The following is a 22,587-nucleotide window of genomic DNA, read 5'->3' as shown; positions in this document are numbered from 1 at the left end:
ACCGCGTGAAGCACGCCTTCCACCGCCCCACCTGCGGTCGGTGCCTCCTCCTCTTCCGAACGACCTCCGAATGAACACGGACAAGAGCACGGAACCCGACCCCGAACCGGCCCCGCCCGCCGCCGAGTTCTGCCCCCGCACCCCGTAGAACGGACGAGCACCGGGCAAAGATCCCAGCTCACGACACTCGTTCGAGTGGCGCTCAGAAGTTCGAGGGCATGGTCGTGAAACGGCGTCAGAGCGGCACGATGTCCGGCGCGCCCAGCCGCGCCGCGTCCGCCGTCAGGTCGTCCGGCTGACGCTGCGACTCGCGCTCCGCCTCCACCCGCTTGTCGTAGTGCTCGACCTCGCGCTCGATCTGGTCCTTGTCCCAGCCGAGGACCGGCGCCATCAGCTCGGCCGCCTCACGGGAACTGCGCGTCCCCCGGTCGAACGTCTCGATCGAGATCCGGGTCCGCCGCGTCAGCACGTCGTCCAGATGCCGCGCCCCCTCGTGCGAGGCCGCGTACACGACCTCCGCCCGCAGATAGTCCTCCGCCGCCTGCAACGGCTCACCGAGCGAGGAGTCCGCGGCGATCAGATCGAGGACCTCCTGCGCCAGTGAGCCGTACCGATTCAGCAGATGCTCCACGCGCACCACGTGCAGACCGGTGCGCGCGGCCGTCCGCGCCCGGGCGTTCCACAGCGCGCGGTAGCCCTCGGCCCCCAGCAGCGGCACGTCCTCCGTCACGCACTCGGCAACCCGCTGGTCGAGCCCGTGCACCGCCGCGTCGACGGCGTCCTTCGCCATCACCCGGTACGTCGTGTACTTGCCGCCCGCCACGACCACGAGCCCCGGCACCGGATGCGCCACGGTGTGCTCGCGCGACAGCTTGCTGGTGGCGTCGGACTCACCGGCGAGCAGGGGCCGCAGGCCCGCGTACACACCCTGGACGTCGTCCCTGGTCAGCGGTACCGCGAGCACCGAGTTCACATGCTCAAGGAGATAGTCGATGTCGGCGCTGGAGGCCGCCGGGTGGGCCTTGTCGAGATCCCAGTCGGTGTCCGTCGTCCCGACGATCCAGTGCCGGCCCCACGGGATCACGAACAGCACGGACTTCTCGGTGCGCAGGATCAGCCCGGTCGTCGAGTGGATCCGGTCCTTGGGGACGACCAGGTGGATGCCCTTGGACGCCCTGACATGGAACTGCCCGCGCTCGCCGACCATCCCCTGGGTGTCGTCGGTCCACACGCCCGTGGCGTTGACGATCTGCCGGGCGCGGATCTCGTACTCCCCACCGGCCTCGACGTCCTGCACCCGGGCGCCGACCACGCGCTCGCCCTCCCGCAGAAAACCGGTCACCCGCGCGCGGTTGGCGACTTTCGCGCCGTACGCGGCGGCCGTGCGCACCAGGGTGGCCACATAGCGGGCGTCGTCCATCTGCGCGTCGTAGTACTGCAACGCTCCGACCAGCGCGTCCTTCTTCAAGGCGGGCGCGACACGCAGGGCGTGACGGCGACTCAGGTGGCGGTGCGTCGGCAGGCCCCGCCCGTGCCCGCGGGCCATCGACATCGCGTCGTAGAGCGCGACGCCCGACCCGGCGTACAGCCGCTCCCAGCCCTTGTGCTGAAGCGGATACAGGAACGCCACCGGCTTCACCAGGTGCGGAGCGAGCCGTTCCAGCAGCAACCCGCGCTCCTTCAACGCCTCCCGGACGAGGGCGAAGTCGAGCATCTCCAGATAGCGCAGACCGCCGTGGATGAGCTTGCTTGACCTGCTCGATGTGCCCGACGCCCAGTCACGGGCCTCCACAAGACCCGTGGACAGCCCCCGGGTCACGGCGTCGAGCGCGGTGCCCGCGCCGACCACACCGGCGCCCACGACCAGTACGTCCAGCTCACGCTCGGCCATCGCTGCCAGTGACTCGTCGCGCTGCGCCGGTCCCAGTGCCGCTGTCCTCATCGCTGCCTCCCGCTGTCGGTCGCGCCGGCCGTATCCGTACGACCGGCCGCATGTGCCCCGTCGTACGGCTGCGCCTGCCCTGATCCCCCTGCCCGAATTCTGACCGGGTTGCCCGACTTCGGCCACCACCCGACCTCACCCTGTGGACAACCCGCACAGAAACACCTGTGGAAACTCGCCCACCCAATCCCGCATATCGGTCATATTTACTCCTAGTCTGACATTGCGCTCGCCCGTCCAGTCCACAGGGCTTGCGCACCTGTCCCGCTTCGGCTACTGGGAAGGACGGCCCACGCATGCCCGCAGATCTCGCCGTCATCGGACTCGGACATCTCGGCCTGCCACTGGCCCAGGCCGCCGTCGCCGCCGGCATCCCCACCCTGGGGTACAAGACCGGCCCCGAGGCCGGTTCCCTCACCGCCGCCGAACTGCGCCGGATGCTCTCCAGGGGCTTCCGGACGGCGGCCGGCCCCGCCGAACTCGGCCGCGTACGCACCGCCGTCATCTGCGCCCCCACCCCGCGCGGCGCCGACGGCACCCTGGACCTCAGCCAGGTCGAGGCCGCCGCCCGCACCCTGGCGGCCCGCCTGCGCCCGCACACCACGGTGATCCTGGAGTCACCGGTGCAGCCGGGCACGACCGAGGAGTTCCTGCGCCCCCTCCTCGAAGAGGGCTCCGGACTGCGGGCGGGCCGCGACTTCCACCTCGCCTACTCCCCCAGCCGGGTCGACCCCGGCAACCGCGACTTCACGCCCGCCAACACCCCCAAGGTCATCGGCGGCCTCACCCCCGCCTGCACCGAATCGGCCGCCGCCTTCTACGGCCGGCTCACCGACAAGGTGGTACGCGCGCGTGGCCCCCGGGAAGCGGAAACGGTCCAACTCCTGGAGACCAACTTCCGCCACGTCAACATCGCCCTCGTCAACGAGATGGCCGTCCTCTGCAACGACCTTGGCGTCGACCTCTGGGACGTCATCCGCTGCGCGGAGACCAAGCCGTTCGGCTTCCAGGCCTTCCGCCCCGGCCCGGGCGTGGGCGGCCACGCGGTCCCCCAGGACCTCCACGGCCACACCGGCCGCACCCTGCGCATGGTGGAACTCGCCCAGCAGGTCAACAACCACATGCCCCAGTACGTCATCCAGCGCGCGGCCACCCTCCTCAACGAGCACGGCAAGTCGGCCCGAGGCGCCCGCGTACTCCTCCTGGGCGTCACCTACAAGCCGGACCTCGCCGACCAACAGGGCTCCCCCGCCCAGGAGATCGCGATCCGCCTGATGGAACTGGGCGCCTCCGTCAGCTACCACGACCCCCACGTCCCGTCCTGGAGCGTCCTGAACCGCCCCCTCCCGCGCGCGGACTCCTTCTACGAGGCGGCGGCCGACGCCGACCTGACGATCCTCCTCCAGCAGCACCGCACGTACGACCTCCAGGGCCTGTCGGTGAAGGCACAGCTGCTGCTGGACACACGGGGGGCCACGCCTACGGGGGCGGCGCATCGGTTGTGAAGGGGGGCGCGTGCGGCTGGCTGCGCCTCCGGGGCTGGTGGCGCGGGGGGCGCTTGCGTCGGTAGCGTACGAAGTGGAGGCCTTCGCAGCCGGTCAGCGTTTTACTGCGGCGGACTCCTGAAAAGTGAACGGAGTGTCCACCCCTAGTCCTTATAGGGGTGGCCGCTCACCACCTGTAGATCCACAGGATGCACCTCCACCGGCGCCGGGCCGCTCTGCGTCAAATCCGGTACCGTACGCAAAGGTGGAGCCCACCGCAGGGGCTAGCTGCGGCAGGCTCCTGAACGGATTACGGGTGTCCGCCCCTAGTTTTCATAGGGGCGGCCGCTCACCGTCCGTAAATCCACAAGACGCACCCCCTCCGGAACCTGACCGCCCGAAGACGGATCCGGTCCCAGCGGGTGGGCTTGCGGTGGCGACCCATGGGCGCCCCCTTCCGCGACGCCGCCCATAGGCCCGGTAGGCGGTTTGCTGGAACTCGGGCCGGGCCCCGACGGGCGGGGGTCCGGAACCATGTCCCTGGAAGGGGGCGCTCCAGAGAACTGGGGCGCCGACACACACGCTAGCGCCCGCCACTCCCCTGACCAGCCCGTATCCGCCCCGAACACAACCGCGCGCCCGCACCCCGCACCACGCGCCCCCACTCCGGACAGCCAAAAGGGGGCCGGTCACCTGCCAAGGTGACCGGCCCCCTTTTCGGGTCCTGAATCGCGTCGTACGGACTACCGCTGATGCACCGAGTCCGCCACCGCGACCTCCACCCGCTGGAACTCCTTCAGGTCGCTGTAGCCCGTGGTCGCCATCGCGCGGCGCAGGGCGCCGAAGAAGTTCATCGAGCCGTCGGGGATGTGCGACGGGCCCGCGAGGACCTCCTCGATCGTGCCGACCGTGCCGAGGTCGACCTTCTTGCCTCGCGGCAGCTCCTCGTTCACCGCCTCCATGCCCCAGTGGTGGCCCTTGCCGGGCGCGTCCGTGGCGCGGGCCAGCGGGGAGCCCATCATGACCGCGTCGGCGCCGCAGGCGATCGCCTTGGGGAGGTCGCCGGACCAGCCGACGCCGCCGTCGGCGATCACGTGCACGTACCGGCCGCCGGACTCGTCCATGTAGTCGCGGCGGGCGGCGGCCACGTCGGCGACCGCGGTGGCCATCGGGACGCGGATGCCCAGGACGTTGCGCGTGGTGTGCGCGGCACCGCCGCCGAAGCCGACCAGCACGCCGGCCGCGCCGGTGCGCATCAGGTGCAGGGCCGCGGTGTACGTGGCGCAGCCGCCGACGATCACCGGGACGTCCAGTTCGTAGATGAACTGCTTCAGGTTCAGCGGCTCGGCGGCACCGGAGACGTGCTCCGCGGAGACCGTCGTACCGCGGATGACGAAGATGTCCACGCCCGCGTCGACGACGGCCTTGGAGAACTGGGCCGTGCGCTGCGGGGAGAGCGCGGCGGCGGTGACCACGCCAGAGTCGCGCACCTCCTTGATGCGCGCGCCGATCAGCTCCTCCTTGATGGGGGCCGCGTAGATCTCCTGGAGGCGGCGTGTCGCCGTGTCCGCGTCCAGGTCGGCGATCTCGTCGAGCAGCGGCTGCGGGTCCTCGTACCGTGTCCAGAGGCCTTCGAGGTTCAGGACGCCGAGGCCGCCCAGCTCGCCGATGCGGATCGCGGTGGCCGGGGAGACGACCGAGTCCATGGGGGCCGCCAGGAAGGGCAGCTCGAAGCGGTAGGCGTCGATCTGCCAGGCGATCGAGACCTCCTTCGGGTCGCGCGTACGACGGCTGGGGACGACGGCGATGTCGTCGAAGGCGTACGCCCTACGGCCGCGCTTGCCGCGCCCGATCTCGATCTCAGTCACGTGTGTGGCCTTTCCATCCTTGGTTCTGCGCCTCCCAGTATCCCCGACGGGCACGACAAGGGCGGTCCCGGAGTACCTCCGGGACCGCCCTTCGCCCGCCTGGTTACCGCTCGCGCCTACTTGCGGCTGTAGTTGGGCGCCTCGACCGTCATCTGGATGTCGTGCGGGTGGCTCTCCTTGAGGCCCGCCGACGTGATGCGGACGAAGCGGCCCTTGGTCTCCATCTCGGAGACGGTGGCCGCGCCGACGTAGCCCATCGTCTGGCGCAGGCCGCCGACGAGCTGGTGCAGCACGTTGGCCAGCGGGCCGCGGTAGGGCACCTGGCCCTCGATGCCCTCGGGGACGAGCTTGTCGTCGGAGCCGACGTCGGCCTGGAAGTAGCGGTCCTTGGAGTACGACTTCGCCTGGCCGCGCGACTGCATGGCGCCCAGCGAGCCCATGCCGCGGTACGACTTGAACTGCTTGCCGTTGATGAACATCAGCTCGCCCGGGGACTCCTCGCAGCCCGCCAGGAGGCTGCCGAGCATCACGGAGTCGGCGCCGGCGGCGAGCGCCTTGCCGATGTCGCCGGAGTACTGCAGGCCACCGTCGCCGATGACCGGGATTCCGGCGGCGCGGGCCGCGAGGGCCGCCTCATAGATGGCCGTCACCTGCGGTACGCCGATGCCGGCGACCACGCGGGTGGTGCAGATGGAGCCGGGGCCGACGCCCACCTTGATGCCGTCGACGCCCGCGTCGATCAGGGCCTGGGCACCGTCGCGCGTAGCCACGTTGCCGCCGATCACGTCGACGTGGACGCTCGACTTGATCTTCGACATCCAGCTCAGGGCGTTGCTGTTGTGCCCGTGCGAGGTGTCGACGACCAGGAAGTCCACGCCCGCCTCGGCGAGCGCCTGGGCGCGCTCCAGCGCCTCGGGGCTGGCACCGACGGCCGCGCCGACCAGCAGCCGGCCCTCGGAGTCCTTGGCGGCACCCGGATACTTCTCGGCCTTGACGAAGTCCTTGACCGTGATCAGGCCTTTGAGGAGACCGGAGTCGTCGACCAGGGGAAGCTTCTCGATCTTGTGGCGGCGCAGCAGCTCCATGGCCTCAGTGCCGGAGATACCGACCTTGCCGGTGACCAGCGGCATCGGCGTCATGACCTCACGGACCTGACGCGAACGGTCGGTCTCGAAGGCCATGTCGCGGTTGGTGACGATGCCGAGCAGCTTGCCGTTGCCGTCCGTCACCGGGACGCCGCTGATGCGGAACTTGGCGCACAGCGCGTCGGCCTCGCCCAGCGTCGCGTCCGGGTTCACCGTGATCGGGTCGGTGACCATGCCGGACTCTGAGCGCTTCACGAGGTCGACCTGGTTGACCTGGTCCTCGATGGAGAGGTTGCGGTGCAGCACGCCGACGCCGCCCTGGCGGGCCATGGCGATCGCCATGCGCGACTCGGTCACCTTGTCCATCGCGGCGGAGAGCAGCGGGATGTTGACCCGGACGTTGCGGGAGATGCGGGACGAGGTGTCGACCGCGTTGGGCAGCACCTCGGATGCGCCCGGCAGCAGCAGCACGTCGTCGTAGGTGAGCCCGAGGGTCGCGAATTTGGCGGGCACTCCGTCGACGTTGGCAGTCATGACACCTTCCCCAAATGGCCTTGATCGGTGCGGATGTCCATGCTAACGGGAAGCACGGGTCCCGAATTCCACGGTGCGAGCTGCCCCGGGGCTTCGTATGTTCGTACGGAGTCGACTGTTCGTACGGAGGAGGCGCCCCGGCCGTTCATACGACAGCCGGGATGGGGGCTCTCCAAGGGGTCCATAAGGGTCCTTGAGGAACGGGCCCCTACTGTTCCGCCAGCGCCCGCAGTCGGCTCAGCGCACGATGCTGGGCCACGCGCACCGCTCCGGGTGACATTCCCAACATCTGGCCCGTCTCCTCGGCCGTGAGGCCCACCGCGATGCGCAGCAGGAGCAGTTCGCGCTGGTTCTCGGGGAGGTTGGCCAGGAGTTTCTTGGCCCATTCGGCGTCGCTGCTCAGCAACGCGCGTTCCTCGGGGCCGAGGGAGTCGTCGGGGCGTTCCGGCATCTCGTCCGAGGGGACGGCCGTCGAACCGGGGTGGCGCATCGCGGCGCGCTGGAGGTCGGCGACCTTGTGCGCGGCGATCGCGAAGACGAACGCCTCGAACGGGCGTCCGGTGTCGCGATAGCGCGGCAGCGCGAGGAGGACGGCGACGCAGACCTCCTGCGCCAGGTCCTCGACGAAGTGCCGCGCGTCGCCCGGCAGTCGGGACAGCCGGGTGCGGCAGTAACGCAGGGCGAGGGGGTGGACATGGGCGAGCAGGTCGTGCGTGGCCTGCTCGTCCCCGTCGACAGCACGATGGACGAGACCACCAATCACCCCATGGGCATAAGCCGCCTCGTCGTCGCGCATCGGACCATGGTGCCTTGGCGCCGGTCTCTCCGTGGCACCGCGTCCGTTGTTGTGCACCGAAGCGTTATGAGCAGGTGCGCCGGAACTCATATCCTGCGCCCTCCCCTTCCGCTCGACCGACTCGTCCCCGAGGAACTCCACACCTCAAGGATGCGGCATCCGCGCCGAAACGAGCAGCGGGCGTCCGGCGGGCCGTTTTGCCACCCCCGCCCACCTTGCGGTAGGCGGGGACTTCTCTACCCCCGCTGAGGCCCACTTATCGGACCAGGCCCCACCGGAAACCGAGCGCCACCGCGTGCGCGCGGTCCGAGGCGCCGAGCTTCTTGAAAAGGCGCCTGGCGTGCGTCTTCACCGTGTCCTCGGAGAGGAACAGTTCGCGTCCGATCTCCGCGTTCGACCGGCCGTGGCTCATGCCTTCCAGGACCTGGATCTCGCGCGCGGTGAGCGTGGGCGCGGCGCCCATCTCGGCCGAGCGCAGCCGGCGCGGCGCGAGCCGCCAGGTCGGGTCGGCCAGCGCCTGCGTCACCGTGGCCCGCAGTTCGGCGCGCGAGGCGTCCTTGTGCAGATAGCCGCGGGCACCGGCGGCGACGGCGAGCGCCACGCCGTCCAGGTCCTCGGCGACGGTGAGCATGATGATGCGCGCTCCGGGGTCCGCGGACAGCAGCCGCCGGACCGTCTCGACGCCGCCCAGGCCGGGCATGCGTACGTCCATCAGAATCAGGTCCGAACGGTCGGCACCCCAACGGCGGAGGACTTCCTCGCCGTTGGCCGCCGTGGTCACGCGCTCGACACCGGGCACGGTCGCGACCGCGCGGCGGAGCGCCTCTCGGGCAAGCGGGGAGTCGTCGCAGACGAGGACGGATGTCATGGCCGCCCTCCGCAGCTGATGCGCGTCACCTTGAGCCTCCAGGCTGGTACTAATCGTCACCTGTGCGGTTGACGCTCGACCGAATTTCCCGGCAGTGGGTACTGCCGCCCGTCCGAGCGCTTGTTCCTCCAACCGCCTCCGCACTCTCAACGATGGTCACTCGAAAGAGTTACGGGGCTGTGTGTCGTCTTCGGCACTCTACGTGAGGGCGTGGACACGGTGCAGACATGCACAACAGACCCTCAACGTTTCATCACAACCTATGCCCCATTCAGCCGTTTTTCTTCCCTTTTGTTGGTGTCTGAGGCTAGATTCGCAATGAGTCATATTTTCATCTCCTTAGATCGTAGTTGTACGGTCAGGGGCACCACCTCAGCCCAGAACGGCAACAAGGGGACATGTAATGGCAGATTTCTCCCGCCTTCCCGGTCCGAACGCGGACCTCTGGGACTGGCAGCTCCTCGCGGCCTGCCGCGGGGTCGACAGCTCGCTTTTCTTCCACCCGGAGGGAGAGCGCGGTGCGGCACGGAGCGCTCGTGAGAACTCGGCCAAGGAGGTCTGCATGAGATGCCCGGTCCGCGCGCAGTGCGCGGCGCACGCCTTGGCGGTGCGCGAGCCGTACGGCGTGTGGGGCGGCTTGACCGAGGACGAACGCGAAGAGCTGATGGGACGGGCCCGCAACCGGCTGGTGTCGGCGTCTGCCGGCGGCGGAGACCTCGGTTCGAACAACTGAAGGAACGTTTCTGCGATACCCGCGGTGCCTACGACACGGGTCCGCGCACGCGTGCCCGTGCGGTGACCGGGGCACGCCTCTAGGCCCGCGCCGCCGCCCGCGCCAGCTCGTCCAGCGTCGCCGCCACCGCGGGCACCTTCGCCAGGTCGGGCAGGGTCAGCGCGACGATCTCCCGCCGCACCGCCGGTTCCAGCGTCACCGCACGCGCACCCCGCGGCCGTACGGAGTCGATGGCGAGCTGGGGCAGGACGGCCACGCCGAGGCCCGCGCCCACCAGGCCGACCACCGCCGGGTAGTCGTCGGTCGCGAAGTCGATGCGCGGGGTGAAGCCGGCGCTCTCGCAGGCCTCGACCAGCTGGCCCCGGCAGCGCGGGCAGCCGGCGATCCACGGCTCGGCGGCGAGTTCGCCGAGGGCGACCGACTCCGCGCGGGACAGCCGGTGCCCTTCGGGTACGAGGCCGACGAGCCGGTCGGTGAGGAGCGGGCGGACCACCAGGTCGTCCCACTCACCGGCGCCCGCCGCGCCCTCGTACCGGAAGGCCAGGGCCACGTCGCAGTCGCCCTCGCGCAGCAGTTCGACGGAGTGCGGGGGTTCGGCCTCCTCCAGGGAGACGCGGGTGCCGGGGTGGGCGGCGCGCAGGGCGGCGAGGGCCGTCGGTACGAGGGTGGAGCTGCCGCTGGGGAAGGAGACCAGCCGGACCCGCCCGGCGCGCAGGCCGGCGATCGCGGCGACCTCCTCCTCCGCCGCCGTGAGGCCCGAGAGGATGCCGGCCGCGTGCCGCACCAGGGCCTCGCCCGCCTGGGTCAGGCGCATCTCGCGGCCGTTTCGGACGAGCAGCGGGGTGCCGACCGAGGCTTCCAGTGCCTTCATCTGCTGGCTCACGGCGGGCTGGGTGCAGCCCAGTTCACGGCCCGCCGCCGAGAAGGAGCCGGTGGTGGCCACGGCGCGCAGGACACGGAGGTGACGGGCTTCGATCATTTTTCGAGCATAAGTGATCCTTGGGCATGAGGGCGAATAATGCGTCGACGCTTTGGGCAAGTCTGATTTAGCGTGGGGTCATGGATGTTGGGGCGAATACGGGGGCGAGTGCCGTGATGAAGGTGTTGTCCGTGAACGTGGGTCGTGCGCAGTCCGTGCCGTACACGGACCATCCGCAGGGCACCGGTATCGACAAGCGGCCGGTGGACGGGCCGGTGCGGGTGGCGGCGCCCGGGCTCAAGGGGGTCGCCGGCAGCGGTCTGGCCGGGGACACCATCTGCTCGAAGGAGCACCACGGCGGCGACGAACAGGCGGTGTACGCGGTCGCGCGCGAGGACCTCGACGAGTGGGAGCGCGAGCTGGGCCGCCCGCTGCGCGACGGGATGTTCGGCGAGAACCTCACCACGCGGGGCCTCGACGTGTCCGGCGCGCTGATCGGCGAGCGTTGGCGGATCGGGTCCGAGGTGATCCTGGAGGTCACCAGCGGGCGTATCCCCTGTGCGACGTTCCAGGGCCATCTGGGTGAGAAAAGGTGGGTGAAACGGTTCACGGAGCGGGGTGCGCCGGGCGCCTATCTGCGGGTGATCGAGCCGGGTGAGATACGGGCGGGCGACCATGTCGAGATCGTGCACCGGCCGGACCACGAGGTGACGGTCGCCCTGTACTTCCGGGCGCTGACGACCGAGCGGACGCTGATGCCCCGGCTGCTCACGGCCGGTGCGGCGCTGCATTCGGAGGCGGCGGCGCGGGCTCACGAATATGTGAAGAAGTACGGCTGACACGCGGGCGAGGCACGGCTGCTGACTAGGGATTACGTCGGCGGCCCGGTCTGGGACTTCACGATCGGGAGGGAGCGTGCAGGGGGCGGACGAGAACAGTCCGGGTCACTAATCTTGCGCCATGACAACGGCTCTGATTACGGGATCGACCGCGGGAATCGGCGCCGCGTTCGCGCGGCGGCTGGCGGCCGACGGCCACAACCTCGTCCTGGTGGCGCGCGACGCCAAACGGCTCGGCGAGCAGGCGACCGAACTGCACGACCGGCACGGCATCGAGGCGGAGGTGCTGAGCGCCGACCTCGCGACGGACGCCGGCATCGAGGCGGTGGCCACGCGTCTCGGCGACCGCAGGAACCCCGTCGACCTGCTGGTCAACAACGCCGGCTTCGGCAACAAGGGCCGCTATCTCGACGTGTCGATGGCGGACGAGCTGAGGATGCTCAAGGTGCACTGCGAGGCGGTGCTGCGGCTGACCAGTGCGGCGGCCGAGGCGATGCGGGAGCGGGGGCGCGGGGGCGTCGTCAATGTCGCGTCCGTCGCCGCCTTCGTGCCGCGCGGTACGTACGGGGCGTCGAAGGCGTGGGTCGTGCAGTTCACGCAGGGGGCGGCGAAGGACCTGGCGGGGAGCGGGGTGCGGCTGATGGCGCTGGCACCCGGTTTCGTGCGTACGGAGTTCCATGAGCGGGCCGGGATGGGGACGGACAACATCCCGAACTGGATGTGGCTGGACGCGGACAAGCTGGTCGCCGCGGCGCTCGCCGATCTGGCCCGGGGCAAGTCGCTGTCGATTCCCGATCCGCGCTACAAGGCGCTGATGGGCGTGGTGAAGGTGACGCCGAGGGCGCTGCTGGGCGGGATCTCGTCCAGGACGGGGCGCAAGTACGGGCCTCAGTGACGCACCTGCGGTTCTGCGTGACAGAGGTGTCGCCGTCGCTCCGGTGGGAGTATGGAGAGAGGTACCGGACCCAGGGGGGCCGGAGGCGGCGCCATGACATTCGTACAGTTGATCGATTGCAAGACCAGTCGGTTCGACGAGATGAACCGGCTGATGGACACCTGGGTCGAGCAGACCAAGGGGAAGCGGACCGCGACGCACACTCTGATCGGCAAGGATCTCTCGGACCCGTCGCACTTCGTCGAGATCGTGGAGTTCCCGTCGTACGAGGAGGCGATGCGGAACTCGAACCTTCCGGAGACCGACCGGATCTTCCGGGAGATGGTCGCCCTGTGCGACGAGATGCCGACGTTCACCGATCTGGACGTGGTGCGGGACGAGCAGTTGTGCGCGGACACCGCGCGGCGGTTCTTCGAGGTGATCGCCACCCGGGGTGAACTGCCCCCGCTCAACGACCTGTTCGTGGAGCACTACCACGACCACGATCCGTCCAACGAGCAGGACAACCTCGGTCTTGACGCGGCCCGGCGCGAGATGCTGATGTGGCGCGCGTCCTTCGACTTCGCGTTCACCGTCCACGACCAGATCGCCCAGGGCGACCGGGTCTGCACCCGCTGGACGTGGAACGGGACCCAGCGGGGCGAGTTCCTCGGCATTCCCAACAGCGGCAAGCAGGCCTCGATGGACGGCACGACCATCTTCCGGTTCGACACGGACGGGAAGATCGTCGAGGGCTGGTGGCAGTACGACCGGCTGGGACTGATGGGTCAGTTGGGGGCGCTGGAGGGCTTGGAGCAGTAGGACGTACGGGGGCATCGGACCGCCCGCGAAGGGAGAAACCCCCCGTTCCAGCCAGGAACGGGGGGTTTCTTCGTCTGCCAGTGTTCTGGCCGGTGCCTCGACTAGTGCGAGTGGCCGTGGCCGTGGCCCGCAGCCGGCTCTTCCTCTTCCTTCTTCTCGACGACCAGGGTCTCGGTCGTGAGGAGGAGGGAGGCGATCGAGGCCGCGTTCTCCAGGGCGGAGCGGGTGACCTTGACCGGGTCGATGACGCCCTGCTTGACCAGGTCGCCGTACTCGCCGGTGGCGGCGTTGAAGCCCTGGCCCTTGTCGAGCTCGGCGACCTTGGAGGTGATGACGTAACCCTCCAGGCCGGCGTTCTCGGCGATCCAGCGCAGCGGCTCGACGGCGGCCTTGCGGACGACCGCGACACCCGTCGCCTCGTCGCCGGTCTTGCCGAGGTTGCCCTCGAGGATCTTCACGGCGTGGACGAGCGCGGAGCCACCGCCGGAGACGATGCCCTCCTCGACCGCGGCGCGGGTCGCGGAGATGGCGTCCTCGAGACGGTGCTTCTTCTCCTTCAGCTCCACCTCGGTGGCGGCGCCGACCTTGATCACGCAGACGCCGCCGGCCAGCTTCGCGAGGCGCTCCTGGAGCTTCTCGCGGTCCCAGTCGGAGTCCGTGTTCTCGATCTCGGCCTTGATCTGGTTGATCCGGCCGGCCACGGCACCCTTGTCGCCACCGCCGTCGACGATGACCGTGTCGTCCTTCGAGACGGTGACGCGGCGGGCGGTGCCCAGTACGTCGATGCCGACCTGGTCGAGCTTGAGGCCGACCTCCTCGGCGATGACCTCGGCGCCGGTGAGCGCGGCCATGTCGCCGAGCATCGCCTTGCGGCGGTCGCCGAAGCCGGGGGCCTTGACCGCGACCGCGTTGAAGGTGCCGCGGATCTTGTTCACGACCAGGGTCGACAGGGCCTCGCCCTCGACGTCCTCGGCGATGATCAGCAGCGGCTTGGAGGAGTTGGTCTGGATGACCTTCTCCAGCAGCGGCAGCAGGTCCTGGATGGAGGAGATCTTGCCCTGGTGGATCAGGATGTACGGGTCGTCGAGGACGGCCTCCATACGCTCCTGGTCGGACACCATGTACGGGGACAGGTAGCCCTTGTCGAAGGCCATGCCCTCAGTGAAGTCCAGCTCCAGACCGAAGGTGTTGGACTCCTCGACGGTGATGACACCGTCCTTGCCGACCTTGTCCATCGCCTCGGCGATCAGCTCGCCGACCTGCGTGTCCTGCGCGGACAGCGCGGCCACGGCGGCGATGTCGGACTTCTCCTCGATCGGGCGGGCGGTCTCGAGGAGTTCCTCGGACACAGCCTTGACCGCCGCGTCGATGCCCTTCTTCAGGGCGGCCGGGGAGGCGCCGGCGGCGACGTTCTTCAGGCCCTCGCGGACGAGCGCCTGGGCCAGCACGGTGGCGGTGGTCGTACCGTCACCCGCGATGTCGTTGGTCTTGGTCGCCACCTCCTTCACCAGCTGGGCGCCGAGGTTCTCGTACGGGTCGTCCAGCTCGACCTCGCGCGCGATGGTGACACCGTCGTTGGTGATGGTGGGAGCGCCGAACTTCTTGTCGATGACGACGTTGCGGCCCTTGGGGCCGATCGTCACCTTGACCGTGTCGGCAAGCTTGTTGACGCCGCGCTCAAGGGCGCGACGGGCGTCCTCGTCGAACTTCAGGATCTTCGCCATGGGAGCGGTTCAGCCCTCTCGGAAAATTGGGAGAACGAACTGCGCCCCCGGCACCCGGCTGTTGAAGGTCGCGGGGGCCAGGGGCGTAGTTCGCACTGCAATGCTGGTAATACCGGGTGAACTACTTCTCTACGATCGCGAGCACGTCGCGAGCGGAGAGGACGAGGTACTCCTCGCCGTTGTACTTCACTTCGGTGCCGCCGTACTTGCTGTACAGCACGATGTCGCCGGTCTTGACGTCGAGCGGAAGTCGCTCGCCGTTCTCGAAGCGGCCCGGGCCCACGGCCAGGACGACGCCCTCCTGGGGCTTCTCCTTGGCGGTGTCCGGGATGACCAGGCCAGAGGCCGTGGTCTGCTCGGCGTCGAGCGGCTGGACCACAATGCGGTCCTCGAGCGGCTTGATGGCAACCTTGGAGCTGGTGGTCGTCACGATCCGACCTCCCCCTTCGGAGATCTCACGGGGTTAACTGTCTGAGGTGGCGACCAGGTGGATCCGTCGTCGCGGGTGCCGGACCTGCCCGTCGCTGTTGGCACTCTCCAGGGGGGAGTGCCAGACCTGAGACTATGACTGCGATTAGCACTCGGTCAAGCGGACTGCTAATTCCCTGCGACGCGGTGCACCGAAATGGCGCCGCGGGCAGCCCTACAGGTAGTCCTCCAGGCGTCCCACCCTCAGCCCCTTCTCCTGCACCTCCCTGAGCAGCCTCAGGGTCTGTTCGACCTGGGGTGGGCCCACCAGGAGGATGTCGCCCGGGCGGAGGCTCGGCCGCTTGGTCCAGAGGACCACCGCCGAGACTCCGCAGTCCGCAGCCGCTCGCAGGGTCGTCGTGTCGTAGATGCCGTGAGGTGGGCGGAAGAGGCGGGGGCGGATGCCGAAGCGTTCACGGAGTTTGTCCTGCTGGCCGCAGATCTCGGCGCGCTGGCCGGCGTACGGCAGGCCCCGCAGGGACTGGTGGTCCAGGGTGTGGTTCTGGACGTTCGCGCCGACCTCGCGCAGGCGGGCGAAGTGGCCGTAGCCCGGGCCGACCACGCTGTCCGTGAGGAACATGCTGACCGGGAGGCGCAGTTCGCGGACCAGGTCGACGAACCGAGGGTCTCGTTCGGCGCCGTCGTCGTAGGTCAGGAAGACGACCTTGTCGTGGGTCGGGATGTGGTCGACGACCGGGGGGAGGCCCGGGCCCGCCGTGCGGGGGCGAACGTGCGGGGAGGGGGGTGGGGCCGGACGCAGGGGGGTCGGCAGGCCCCAGCGGCGGTGTGCCTGGGAGTCGGTGCCGGTCGGGTGGGTCGCCTTCTTGTCCAGGCGTTCGACGGGGTCCGCGGACCGGGCGCAGCCGGCCAGCGACGCCGTCAGGAGTGCGGCGGCCAGGGCGGTGGCGGTCAGGGCGCGCGCGGTCACAGGTAGTCCTCCAGGCGGGCCACCGCGTACCCCTTGGCTGTGACGAGTTTCATGAAGCGGCGGACCATGTCGGGCATCGTGCCCTTGCCGTCGCCCTTGCCCCGGAAGTGGCTGAGGACGATGTCGCCGGGGTGGATGTCCCGGTCCCACTCGCGGTAGTCCCAGTGGTCGGCGAAGACCTCCGCGTTCCAGAGGGGTACGTGCTTCACGCCGCACGACTTCGCGGCACGCAGGCTGTCCTCGTCGTAGTTGCCGTAGGGCGGGCGGAAGAGGGTCGAGCGGGTGCCGTAGCGCTTCTTGACGACGTCCTGCATGCCGCAGATCTCGGTGCGCTGGCGCTCGTAGGAGAGGGCGGGCAGGTAGCGGTGGTTGAGGGTGTGGTTGTTGAGTACGACACCCAGGTCGCGCATCTTCCTGAAGTAGCCGTAGTCCTCCTTGACCAGGTAGTCGCTGAGGAAGGCGGTGTACGGGATCTTCAGTTCGCTCATCATCCGCAGGAACGCCGGGTCCTTCTCGGCGCCGTCGTCGATCGTGAGGAAGACGACCTTGTGGCGGGTCGGGATCGTGGTGAAGACGGGCGGCAGGCCGCGTTCCTCGTGGTCGTCGACCTCAAAGCCCTTGCGGGTGGTGAGGTGGGGTTTGCGGGTGGGGGGTGGGGGTGCGATGAGTGGGGGTGCGGTCAGGCCCCAGCGTTTGGCGGCGGCTGCGCGGGCCGCGTGCGCCCGGCCGAGCTTTCGGGCGTACGTGTCCAAGGCGCGGGCCGGGGGTGCGTGGAGGCGGAGTTCCTGGCCGGGGGCCGGGTGGGTGCTCTTCCGTGGGGTGTCGCTCTCCGCGCAGCCGGCGGCCAGGGCTGCCACGGTGAGCGCGGCGATTCCCGCACGGATCATTGACCTGTTTTTGTATGTTTGTCCTACTGTTCGCATGGTGCCGGATCTTTCCAGGGCGTGGCTGTGGAGTACGGCCGACACCGCCGCCGGAAGCGCGCCGTCCACCGGCTGGCCCACAATGAGCCGGTGAACGACCTCGCCACTCCCCTCTCCGCCTTCGCCGCCCTGCTCACCCCTGAGGGCCGCGCTCTCCTCGACGAGGTGCGCGGTACCGAGCCGGCCCGTGAACTGGCCGTCGCCACCCGGCTGCGCCGCGCGCATCCCGCCGAGTTGGTCTCGGCGGCGCTCGGGCAGGAACGGCTGCGGCAGCGGGCGGTGGCGAAGTTCGGTGCCGGGGACGCCGGGCGGATGTTCTTCACGCCCAACGGGGTCGAGCAGTCGACGCGGGCGAGCGTGGCCGCGTACCGGGCGGGGCGGTTCAGGGAGTTGGGCGTGGCCTCCGTCGCCGACCTGTGCTGTGGGATCGGGGGCGATGCGGTCGCGCTCGCCAGGGCGGGCATTCGTGTTCTCGCCGTGGACCGGGATCCGCTCACCGTCGCCGTCGCGCGCGCGAACGTCGAGGCGCTGGGGATCGGGGGGCTGGTGGAGGTGCGGGAGGCGGATGTCGCTGATGTCGACGTCTCCGCCTACGACGCCTTGTTCGTCGATCCTGGGCGGCGTGGTGGGCGGGGGCGGATCTTCGATCCCGAGGCGTACTCGCCGCCGTTGTCGTGGGCCGTGGGGGCGGCGAGGAAAGCTCCGCTGGCCGCGCTGAAGATCGCTCCCGGTGTGCCGCACGAGGCGATTCCCGGCGAGGCGGGGGCCGAGTGGATCTCGGACGGCGGGGATGTGAAGGAGGCTGTGCTGTGGTTCGGGGCGAGGCTGGGGGCTGGGTCCGTGCGGGCAACTCTGCTGCCTGGGCCTTGCGTTCTGGACGGGCGCGGGTTGCCCGATCCTCAAGTGCGTTCTGTGGGGCGGTACTTGTACGAGCCCGACGGTGCGGTCATTCGGGCGCATCTGGTGGCGGAGGTGGCCGAGGAGGTGGGTGGGGGGCTCATCGACGAGACGATCGCCTATGTGACGGGGGATGAGTTGCGGGGTACTTCTTTTGCCTCTGCTTATGAGATCACCGATCAACTGCCTTTTGGGGTGAAGAAGTTGAAGGCGTTGCTTCGGGAGCGGGAGGTTGGGGTGTTGACCGTGAAGAAGCGGGGGTCTGCTGTTGAGCCGGAGGAGTTGCGGAAGAAGGTGAAGCTTTCTGGGCCTAATTCTGCGACGGTTTTCCTTACTCGGGTGGCGGGGGCGCCGGCGATGTTGATCGGGCATCCTGTGCGTTGAGGGTAGTTCTACGCCTGCGGGCCGGTGGGGGCTTGTCGCGCAGTTCCCCGCGCCCCTATCGGGCGCGCTCGTGCGGGGGTGTGATGTCGCGCCCCGCGCCTCTAAGGGGCGCATTCCCTTGCCCTCGTTCGTAGCAAGTCCCGTTCTCTTTCGTTCTGGGTTAGTTCTGCTGCTCTTAGGAATTCTGCTCTTGCCTCCGCTCTGCGGCCGAGGCGTTGGAGTAGGTCTGCTCTGACGCTGGGGAGCAAGTGGTAGTCACGTAGGGCCGGGTTGGTTGTCAGGGTGTCGATGATCTGGAGGGCCTCGGTCGGGCCTTCGGACATCGATACGGCCACCGCTCGGTTCAACTCCACTACCGGGGACGGAGATCGGGCGGCGAGGGCCGCGTACAGGGCGGCGATGCGGGGCCAGTCCGTGGCGTCGTAGGAGGGGGCGTGGGCGTGGCAGGCGGCGATGGTGGCCTGGAGGGTGTACGGGCCCGGGCCTGATGTCGATGTCGTGGCGCCTGCCGCTTCCGCTCGGGCCAGGGCCGTGAAGCCTCGGGCGATCAACATGCGGTTCCAGCGGGAGCGGTTCTGGTCCTTGAGGAGTACCGGTTCACCGGTCGGTCCCGTGCGGGCCGCCGAGCGGGACGCCTGCAGCTCCAACAGGGCGGTCAGCGCGTGCACTTCGGGTTCCTTGGGCATCAGGCCCGACAGCACGCGGGCCAGGCGCAGGGCGTCCTCGCAGAGGGCGGGGCGCAGCCAGTCGTCGCCGGCTGTGGCGGCGTAACCCTCGTTGAAGATCAGGTAGATGACCTCCAGGACCGAGCCGAGACGGGCCTCGCGCTGGGGGCCGTACGGGACCTCGAAGGCGACGTTCTTCGTCGCGAGGGTTCGTTTGGCGCGGACGATTCGTTGGGCGACCGTCGGTTCCGGGACCAGGAAGGCTCGGGCGATCTCCGGGGTGGTGAGGCCGCCGAGGAGGCGGAGGGTGAGGGCGATACGGGCCTCGGCGGACAGCACCGGGTGGCAGGCGGTGAAGACCAGGCGGAGCAGGTCGTCGTCGATGTCGTCGGGGGTGGGCGGTTCGGTCGGTGAGACCGTCGTCTCCAGGTCGCGGCCGATCTCCCGCAGCTTGCGCGCGTACGTTTCGCGGCGGCGGATCAGATCCACGGCTCGGTGTCTGGCTGTGGTCATGAGCCAGGCGGCCGGGTTGTCGGGGACGCCGTCCCTGGGCCACTGTTCGAGCGCGGCCACCAGGGCGTCCTGGGCCAGTTCCTCGGCGATTCCTATGTCCCGGACCGTGCGGGTGACGGCCGCGATGATCCGGGGGGATTCCAGGCGGAAGACCGTCTCGATGACGGTTTCGATGGTTCCGCGCGGGTCCTCGGTGGGGTGGGTGGGCTGTGTGCGCTTTGGTGTCACAGCCCACCATCAGACACCCCTCGCGGGCTCGGGGCCAAGGAACGCTCAGCCGCTCAGCCCTCGGCGATCTCCCGTACCTCGCAGGTCACCGTCCAGTACTCCTCGTGCACCTTCAGGAAGCGCTTGGTCCACTCCAGGGCCTCGGCCCTGTCCTTGCACTGCATGATGGCGTAGCCGCCGACGATCTCCTTGGACTCCGTGAAGGGGCCGTCGGTGACGGAGATCCTGCCGTCCTGCCAGTGCACGCGCGTGCCCTGTGCGGTGGGGGTCAGGCCTGCGGTGTCGAGCATCACGCCGGCCTTGGTGATCTCCTCGATCAGCTCGCCCATGCGCTGCATCAGCTCGGGGCTGGGGCCTTCGGCGGGGGCGGTGGCCTCGTCGATCTTCACGAGGGACAGGTAGCGGGGCATGGGGTCCTCCTGCGATTGGGCGGGCCCGGTTCCTTTTCCTTTCCGGGCTCTCACCACAACGTCGAACGGGGAGGGGACGGATCGACACGGTCTCCGGAGAACTTTTCCCGTTACCGCAACGTCGCCCACAGCTCCGCCGCCTCCGGCTCCTCCGCGACCACCCGGTTGGCGTCGGACGCCGCCGTCACCACCGGCATCGTCACCGTCGTCAGGGCGTCCGCCGACAGGCCCTGCAGGCTCTTGCCCAGGCTCATCAGCTCGCTGAGGGAGTCCAGGCCGGTGTCCGTGGTCAGGCTGCCCGTCGCCACGTCGGCGACCTTGTACAGCTTGGCCGGGCTGGTCAGCAGGTTCGTCGAGGAGATCTGCTGGAGGAGGGCCTTGACCAGTTTCTGCTGGAGGCCGATCCGGCCCAGGTCGCTGCCGTCGCCGATGCCGTGCCGGGTACGGGCCAGCGCGAGGGCCTGGGTGCCGTCGAGGTGGTGTTCGCCCGCCGTCAGGTCGAGGTGGCTGTCGTCGTCGTGGATGTCCTCGTCCGTGGTGACGGTGACGCCGCCCAGCGCGTCCACCAGGTCCGCGAAGCCGGCGAAGTCGATCTCCAGGTAGTGGTCCATGCGCACGTTCGTCATCGACTCGACCGTCTTGACCGCGCAGACCGGGCCACCGACCGAGTACGCCGTGTTGAACATGACCCCGTACGCCTCCTCCGTCGAACCCCCGTCCGACAGGGGGCAGGACGGGCGCGTGACCAGCGTGTCGCGCGGGATGCTCACGATCGTCGCCTTCGTACGGCCCGCGTCCAGGTGGACGACCATCGCCGTGTCGGACCGCGCGCCCTCGCTGCTGCCGCCGCCGAGCGCCTGGTTGCGCTTGCCGCTGCGCGAGTCCGAGCCCAGGACCAGGATGTTCAGCGCCTCGCTCGGGAGCGGTGTCGCCGAGGCGGACGCGCCCGTCGACGGCAGTGACTGGGTCTTGGCCGGGCGGTTGTCGCCGAGCGCGGTGTTGATGTCGACGCTCTTGATGTTGCGGTTCAGGTGCCAGTAGACGTACCCCGCGCCTGCGGCGGCGAGCACCAGGGTGCCGGCCAGTGTGAAACCGACGGCCTTCAACCAGCGTGACGGCCGCCGGCCCGGCTGCCGGGCTGCCTGTCTCTCCGCGCCCCCGTCGTCGTCCGACGTCTGTTCCTCTTCTCCCATCACAGGGAGGAACGTACGTCCGAATTATTACGAGCGGAGGCGCAAGCCCGGCATTCTTCGGAAAATCTCACACTTCTCAGCCCAGCGTCACTGTTGGTACGGGGTTGCTCCCGCTCCATGTCCCGTTGAACCCGAAACTCACCGAACCGCCGCTCGGCACCGTCCCGTTGTACGAGGCATTCGCGCAGGTCACCGCCGTCCCCGACTGGGTGCAGGTGGCGTTCCAGGCCTGCGTGAGCTGTTGTCCCGCGCCGTACGTCCAGCTCACCCGCCACGACGACAGGGACCGGCCGGCGGAGCAGGCGATCGTCACCTGTCCCGTGAAGCCGGTGTTCCACTGGTTCGGGACCGTGTACGTCGCCGTGCAGCCCTCGGTGGAAGGGGTGCCGCCGAGTGACTGGGCGATCGCGTAGTACGCCGGTTTCGGGGTGAACGACTCCGTGTACGGGGTTGCCGCGCCGTATCCGTCGAACACGTCCGGGATCCAGGAGTCGGAGTCCGTGAAGCCCCAGACGGTCACGCCGACGCACCTCGTCACGGCCACGCACGCGTCCATGACGGCTTTGTAGTCGGCCGCCTGCTGGGTCAACTTGGCGTCCGTGGCGGGGAGTTGCATACGGATGTCCAGTTCCGTGATCGCCACGTCCACGCCCAGATCGGCGAACCGCTGGATGTTCTGCTGGAGGGTCGAGGGGTACTGGCCGAGGATCAGGTGGGCCTGGAGTCCCACTCCGTCGATCGGTACTCCGCGCTCCTTCAGGGACTTGACCAGGTTGTACAGGGCCGTGCTCTTCGCGTTGACGCCCTCGACGTTGTAGTCGTTGATGTAGAGCTTCGCCGTCGGGTCGGCCGCCCTCGCCCAGGTCAGTGCCTGGGCGATGTAGTCGGTGCCGAGGTTGGTGGACCAGAGCGTCGAGCGGTACGTGCCGTCCTCGTTGAAGGGCTCGTTCACCACGTCCCAGGCCGCCAACTGGCCCTTGTAGCGGGTGACTTCGGTGGTGATGTGGTCCTGGAGGATGGTGGTGAGCTGGGCGGGGGTCCAGGTGCCGTTCGTGAGCCAGGTGGGGTTCTGGCTGTGCCAGACCAGGGTGTGGCCGCGGATCTGTTGGCTGTGGGCCTGGGCGAAGGTGACTATCTGGTCGGCCTCGGTCCAGTTGTAGGTGCCTCGGGTGGGCTCTACGGACTCCCACTTCATGGCGTTGCCGGGGGTCAGGGAGTTGAACTGGGTGCCGGCTGTGTCGCCGTACGTTCCGGTGAGTTTGGAGCCGGTTACTGCTGTGCCGATGACTTTGTTCTTGGCGGTGGCGAGGTCGCGCAGTGGGGGGTCTGCGGCGGTTGCCGTCCCGGCGAGGAGCAGGGTGGCGGTGGTGGCTGCGGCGGTGAGGAGGGCTAAGGCTGTTCTGGAGGGTCTCATGCGGGTGCCTCCGAAAGTTTCGGTTGGTGTACCGATTGACTTCGGGGCAGTGTGGGGGGAGTTGCGTTAGGCGTCA

General features: G+C 69.2%; 20 protein-coding genes. 6 read left to right on the top strand and 14 right to left on the bottom strand.

The genetic code is table 11. The features are described 5' to 3' along the window. Positions 1-235: 235 nt before the first annotated feature. Positions 236-1,942 carry a glycerol-3-phosphate dehydrogenase/oxidase gene (locus tag ACWDR4_RS22215; protein WP_450410836.1) on the bottom strand — a complete coding sequence of 569 codons (1,707 nt, stop codon included), beginning with the start codon at positions 1,940-1,942 and terminating at the stop codon, positions 236-238. Positions 1,943-2,238: 296 nt separating this feature from the next. Here ACWDR4_RS22215 and ACWDR4_RS22210 point away from each other — a divergent pair, with 296 nt between their 5' ends. Continuing rightward, positions 2,239-3,447, top strand: a complete 1,209-nt coding sequence (locus ACWDR4_RS22210; RefSeq protein ID WP_450410834.1) for a nucleotide sugar dehydrogenase — start codon at positions 2,239-2,241, stop codon at positions 3,445-3,447. Positions 3,448-4,169: 722 nt separating this feature from the next. Here the strand turns inward: ACWDR4_RS22210 and ACWDR4_RS22205 are convergent. From ACWDR4_RS22205 to ACWDR4_RS22190, 4 genes are all read right to left on the bottom strand, one after another. Beyond that, positions 4,170-5,294: a GuaB3 family IMP dehydrogenase-related protein gene (locus ACWDR4_RS22205; RefSeq protein ID WP_450410832.1), complete on the bottom strand. Its 1,125-nt coding sequence runs from the start codon at positions 5,292-5,294 to the stop codon at positions 4,170-4,172. Between the two features lie 116 nt (positions 5,295-5,410). After that, on the bottom strand, positions 5,411-6,913 hold the full coding sequence (guaB, locus tag ACWDR4_RS22200) for an IMP dehydrogenase (protein WP_450410830.1): 1,503 nt from the start codon (positions 6,911-6,913) through the stop codon (positions 5,411-5,413). Positions 6,914-7,121: 208 nt separating this feature from the next. Beyond that, positions 7,122-7,709 (bottom strand): sigma-70 family RNA polymerase sigma factor, encoded by a 588-nt coding sequence (locus ACWDR4_RS22195; protein WP_235475437.1) that lies wholly within the window; start codon positions 7,707-7,709, stop codon positions 7,122-7,124. A gap of 256 nt (positions 7,710-7,965) precedes the next feature. Then, positions 7,966-8,577, bottom strand: coding sequence for a response regulator transcription factor (locus ACWDR4_RS22190; protein ID WP_003948568.1), 612 nt, complete (start codon positions 8,575-8,577; stop codon positions 7,966-7,968). 403 nt (positions 8,578-8,980) lie between these two features. On the opposite strand from ACWDR4_RS22190, the gene ACWDR4_RS22185 reads away from it, so the two are divergent. Continuing rightward, complete coding sequence (locus tag ACWDR4_RS22185; protein ID WP_105972818.1) at positions 8,981-9,310, top strand: WhiB family transcriptional regulator; 330 nt, start codon at positions 8,981-8,983, stop codon at positions 9,308-9,310. Between the two features lie 79 nt (positions 9,311-9,389). Here ACWDR4_RS22185 and ACWDR4_RS22180 read toward each other — a convergent pair whose 3' ends face one another. Continuing rightward, a complete protein-coding gene (locus ACWDR4_RS22180; RefSeq protein ID WP_235475439.1) occupies positions 9,390-10,289 on the bottom strand; it encodes a LysR family transcriptional regulator in 900 nt (299 codons plus the stop codon). A gap of 116 nt (positions 10,290-10,405) precedes the next feature. On the opposite strand from ACWDR4_RS22180, the gene ACWDR4_RS22175 reads away from it, so the two are divergent. From ACWDR4_RS22175 to ACWDR4_RS22165, 3 genes are all read left to right on the top strand, one after another. Continuing rightward, on the top strand, positions 10,406-11,068 hold the full coding sequence (locus tag ACWDR4_RS22175; RefSeq protein ID WP_450410945.1) for an MOSC domain-containing protein: 663 nt from the start codon (positions 10,406-10,408) through the stop codon (positions 11,066-11,068). A 121-nt stretch (positions 11,069-11,189) separates the two neighbouring features. Next, positions 11,190-11,963 carry an SDR family NAD(P)-dependent oxidoreductase gene (locus ACWDR4_RS22170; RefSeq protein WP_450410828.1) on the top strand — a complete coding sequence of 258 codons (774 nt, stop codon included), beginning with the start codon at positions 11,190-11,192 and terminating at the stop codon, positions 11,961-11,963. 93 nt (positions 11,964-12,056) lie between these two features. Beyond that, a complete protein-coding gene (locus ACWDR4_RS22165) occupies positions 12,057-12,764 on the top strand; it encodes an ester cyclase (protein WP_450410827.1) in 708 nt (235 codons plus the stop codon). A gap of 101 nt (positions 12,765-12,865) precedes the next feature. Here ACWDR4_RS22165 and groL read toward each other — a convergent pair whose 3' ends face one another. The 4 genes from groL to ACWDR4_RS22145 all read right to left on the bottom strand — a co-directional run bounded on the left by groL (position 12,866) and on the right by ACWDR4_RS22145 (position 16,771). Beyond that, positions 12,866-14,488: a chaperonin GroEL gene (gene groL, locus ACWDR4_RS22160; RefSeq protein ID WP_450410826.1), complete on the bottom strand. Its 1,623-nt coding sequence runs from the start codon at positions 14,486-14,488 to the stop codon at positions 12,866-12,868. A 121-nt stretch (positions 14,489-14,609) separates the two neighbouring features. After that, entirely contained in the window at positions 14,610-14,918 is a 309-nt protein-coding gene (gene groES / locus ACWDR4_RS22155; protein ID WP_017239619.1) for a co-chaperone GroES, read from the bottom strand. Positions 14,919-15,131: 213 nt separating this feature from the next. Further along, complete coding sequence (locus tag ACWDR4_RS22150) at positions 15,132-15,884, bottom strand: polysaccharide deacetylase family protein (protein ID WP_450410825.1); 753 nt, start codon at positions 15,882-15,884, stop codon at positions 15,132-15,134. Continuing rightward, on the bottom strand, positions 15,881-16,771 hold the full coding sequence (locus tag ACWDR4_RS22145) for a polysaccharide deacetylase family protein (protein WP_450410824.1): 891 nt from the start codon (positions 16,769-16,771) through the stop codon (positions 15,881-15,883). Before ACWDR4_RS22145 ends, ACWDR4_RS22150 begins: the two co-directional genes overlap by 4 nt. A 126-nt stretch (positions 16,772-16,897) precedes the next feature. On the opposite strand from ACWDR4_RS22145, the gene ACWDR4_RS22140 reads away from it, so the two are divergent. Further along, on the top strand, positions 16,898-18,088 hold the full coding sequence (locus tag ACWDR4_RS22140; RefSeq protein WP_450410822.1) for a THUMP-like domain-containing protein: 1,191 nt from the start codon (positions 16,898-16,900) through the stop codon (positions 18,086-18,088). A gap of 101 nt (positions 18,089-18,189) precedes the next feature. On the opposite strand, the gene ACWDR4_RS22135 is transcribed toward ACWDR4_RS22140, so the two are convergent. The 4 genes from ACWDR4_RS22135 to ACWDR4_RS22120 form a co-directional block, all read right to left on the bottom strand. Beyond that, a complete protein-coding gene (locus ACWDR4_RS22135) occupies positions 18,190-19,440 on the bottom strand; it encodes an RNA polymerase sigma factor (RefSeq protein ID WP_450410943.1) in 1,251 nt (416 codons plus the stop codon). Positions 19,441-19,547: 107 nt separating this feature from the next. Beyond that, positions 19,548-19,904, bottom strand: coding sequence for a YciI family protein (locus tag ACWDR4_RS22130; RefSeq protein ID WP_450410821.1), 357 nt, complete (start codon positions 19,902-19,904; stop codon positions 19,548-19,550). A 110-nt stretch (positions 19,905-20,014) separates the two neighbouring features. Then, entirely contained in the window at positions 20,015-21,097 is a 1,083-nt protein-coding gene (locus ACWDR4_RS22125; protein ID WP_450410820.1) for an LCP family protein, read from the bottom strand. 76 nt (positions 21,098-21,173) lie between these two features. Then, positions 21,174-22,511, bottom strand: a complete 1,338-nt coding sequence (locus ACWDR4_RS22120) for an endo-1,4-beta-xylanase (protein ID WP_450410819.1) — start codon at positions 22,509-22,511, stop codon at positions 21,174-21,176. Positions 22,512-22,587 lie beyond the last annotated feature (76 nt).

The sequence above is a fragment of the Streptomyces sp. NPDC000878 genome, from assembly GCF_053599695.1.
The sequence above is the reverse complement of the archived record's forward strand: the minus strand, read 5'-3'. Positions and strand labels throughout refer to the sequence as shown.